The sequence below is a fragment of the Candidatus Synechococcus spongiarum genome (assembly GCF_900047545.1).
GTDB classification, from domain to species: domain Bacteria; phylum Cyanobacteriota; class Cyanobacteriia; order PCC-6307; family Cyanobiaceae; genus Synechococcus_B; species Synechococcus_B spongiarum_C.
This window is the reverse complement of sequence record NZ_FITM01000076.1, coordinates 1-2,811: the sequence shown is the minus strand read 5'-3', so window position 1 is coordinate 2,811 and position 2,811 is coordinate 1. Positions and strand designations below refer to the sequence as shown.

The following is a 2,811-nucleotide window of genomic DNA, read 5'->3' as shown; positions in this document are numbered from 1 at the left end:
CTCACGCTTGCTCTCTCTTCACCATACTCTGCTCAAAATCGCTGAAGCCAAGTTGACAGTCTTTGCTCATGGAGCTCTAAGGTTGCTCCCTTCACTATTACACATCCTCTCCCCATTTCCCAGGTTTTCCTTAGTCCCCCTGCTCCTGCAAATAACATCGATGCTGATCGGCCTCGCGCTGCTCCCCCTGGCCATTTTACTTCTTCATCCTAACCAATAGCCTGGATCGTGGGTGCTGGTGATGCTTGTAGACCAGCCCTAGGTGGCCAGGTTGCGGAAGCGGGTGTACTGGGATTCGAAGAGGAGCTTGACGGTGCCCACCGGGCCGTTGCGGTGCTTGGTGACGATCACCTCGGCCAGGCCCTTGTCTGGTGTTTCCGGGTTGTAATACTCGTCCCGGTAGATCATCAGCACCAGGTCGGCGTCCTGCTCAATGGAGCCGGACTCCCGCAGATCACTGAGCATAGGCCGCTTGTTGGTGCGGGACTCCACGCCGCGGTTCAGTTGGGAGAGGGCCACCACCGGCACCTGCAGTTCCCGGGCCAACTGCTTCAGGCCACGGGTGATGACGGAAAGGTCCTGGGCCCGGTTGTCCGAATTGGACCCCTCCATCAACTGGAGGTAGTCCACCACCACCATGCCCAGTTGCCCGCGCTGCTGGGCCATCAACTGGCGGCACAGGGAGCGCATTTCCATCACGCCGCTGTTGGGCTTGTCGTCGATGAAGATGGGAAGCTGGCTCAGGCTGCTGATGCCCTGGCCCAGCAGGGGCCACTCCTCCTGGTTGAGGCGTCCTGTGCGCAGGCGGCCGCTTTCAATGCCCGTTTCCATGGACAGCAGCCGGTAGGTGAGTTGCTCCTTGCTCATCTCCAGGCTGAACATGCAGACGGGCAGTTGATGGAGTGCCGCCACGTTCTTGGCCATGGTGAGCACGATGGAGGTTTTCCCCATGGCGGGGCGGCCAGCAACGATGATCAGGTCACTGCGCTGCAGCCCCTGGGTGATGGCGTCCAGGTCGTAGAAGTTGACCGGGATGCCCGCCACGGAGTCGCCCATGGAGCGGCTCTCGATTTCGTTGAAGGTGCTGGTGAGGATTTCCACGGCGGGCACTAAGCCCCCTTGGGGGCGTTCCTTGCTAATGGAAAAGATCTTCTGCTCCGCTTCGTCCAGCAAGCCACCCAGGGGTCGCCGCTGGTCAAATCCCAGTTCCATCACGTCGTTGCCCGCCTTGATCAACTGCCGCCGCAGGTACTTGTCCATCACAAGCTGGGCGTACTGGTCGATGGCTGCAGTGCCGATAATGCGCTCCAGAAGCTGGGCCAGCCGCATGCTGCCTCCCACTTGGTCCAGACGGCCCGCATCCGCCAGCCACATGGTCATGGAGGTGAGGTCCGTGGGTTTGTTCTGGCTGTACAGCGACAGGGCGGTGCGGAAGATCTCCCGATGGGCCGCCACGTAGAAGGCGTCGGGATGGAGGATGTCCGCCACCCTGGCCATGGCCTCCGGGTCCAGCAGGATGCCCCCCAGGACGGCCTCTTCCGCCTCTAGGCTCTGGGGCGGCACCTGGCTGGGGAGAGCACTGAAGGGGTTGCCAGCGCTGGGCACGGCATCATCGGACGGCCGCGGCAAGGATGAATCCCTGGGCTGTTGTGGGCTGGAGGGAGCGGTCACCATGGCATTGGTGGCGGCTCAAGGCACAGAACCCTACTACCCCACCACGGAAAGCTTCACCTCGGCGGTGATGCCGCTCTGGAGGCGCAGCAGGGCTGTGTAGTCGCCGACGCGGTGAATTTCCGGCACCTCGATGTCGCGCCGCTCCACGTCCCTCTGGGTGGCGGCGGTAACGGCCTCCGCCACGTCCCCGTTGGTGACCGTGCCAAAGAGCACGCCGTCAGTGCCCGTGTGTTTGCGGATCTTCAGGGCGCCGATGGTGGCAAGGGCGGTGCGGAACGCCAGAGCATCCTGACGCTCGGCTTCCTTGCGCTCGGCCTCCTTGGCGCGGTGATGCTCAACCTGCTTAAGAACAGCAGCGGTGACGGGCAGGGCTTTGCCTTGGGGCACCAAAAAGTTGCGGGCAAAGCCCGGGGCCACATCCACCACGTCGCCGCGTTTGCCCAGGGTGCTGACGTCCTCTTTAAGCACCACCTGAAACCGCTTGGCCATGGCTGGACCCCTGTTCACAAAGCGCCACCTTAACCCCTCGCGCCAGCCCCAGGGCCTGGAGAAGGCGAATGTGTTGCCAGGTGAGATCCAGTTCAAACCAGCGCAGGCCCTGGCGGGCGCTGAAGGGAACGGCATGGTGGTTGTTGTGCCACCCCTCCCCGAAGGAGAGCAGGGCCACCCACCAGCAATTGCGGGACGCGTCAGCGGTGGCAAAGGAGCGGTAGCCCCAGGCGTGGGTGGCGGAGTTCACCAACCAGGTGACATGGTAGACTGCCACTAACCGCAGGGGGATGCCCCAGAGCACCAGGGACCAGCCACCCACCCCCAGACGCTCCCCCAACAGGTAAAGGGCCATGGCGAGGGGAAGCTGCAATGCCAGGAACCAGCGGTCCAGAAACCGCAGCCATGGGTCGTTGTGGAGATCACGGGTGAACTGGGGCACCAGGGCCATGGCGGGCGTTGCGAACAGCATCCAGCCCATGTGGCTCCACCAGAACCCGCACAGGCTGTTGTGGTGGTCCTGGTGGGTGTCGGAGAAGCGGTGGTGATGGCGATGGAGACCCACCCACGTCACGGGGCCGTGCTGACAACTGAGGGCGCCGCACGTTGCCAATAGATTCCGGAGCCAGCGGGGCACCCGGAAGGAGC

The 2,811-nt window shown here is 63.2% G+C and carries 4 protein-coding genes; 1 reads left to right on the top strand and 3 read right to left on the bottom strand.

Annotated elements, in window-relative coordinates; translation table 11 throughout:
• Window positions 1–220 (top strand): hypothetical protein (locus tag FLM9_RS08360; RefSeq protein ID WP_218969726.1); only part of this gene is annotated, 220 nt, incomplete at its 5' end.
• Window positions 221–258: 38 nt separating this feature from the next.
• Here the strand turns inward: FLM9_RS08360 and dnaB are convergent.
• The 3 genes from dnaB to FLM9_RS02970 all read right to left on the bottom strand — a co-directional run.
• The gene (gene dnaB, locus FLM9_RS02980) at window positions 259–1,674 is read right to left on the bottom strand and encodes a replicative DNA helicase (RefSeq protein WP_081340155.1); all 1,416 of its coding nucleotides are present in this window, start codon (window positions 1,672–1,674) and stop codon (window positions 259–261) included.
• A 33-nt stretch (window positions 1,675–1,707) separates the two neighbouring features.
• Window positions 1,708–2,163, bottom strand: a complete 456-nt coding sequence (rplI, locus tag FLM9_RS02975) for a 50S ribosomal protein L9 (protein WP_074457191.1) — start codon at window positions 2,161–2,163, stop codon at window positions 1,708–1,710.
• Window positions 2,135–2,811: acyl-CoA desaturase (locus FLM9_RS02970; protein WP_180365282.1), on the bottom strand; the 677-nt coding region annotated here is incomplete at its 5' end. The genes FLM9_RS02970 and rplI, both read right to left, overlap by 29 nt.

What these genes read in the sequence shown, in the direction of transcription:
- rplI (WP_074457191.1), bottom strand. Translation starts at nt 2,163, where the DNA reads ATGGCCAAGCGGTTTCAGGTGGTGCTTAAAGAGGACGTCAGCACCCTG.
- dnaB (WP_081340155.1), bottom strand. Translation starts at nt 1,674, where the DNA reads ATGGTGACCGCTCCCTCCAGCCCACAACAGCCCAGGGATTCATCCTTG.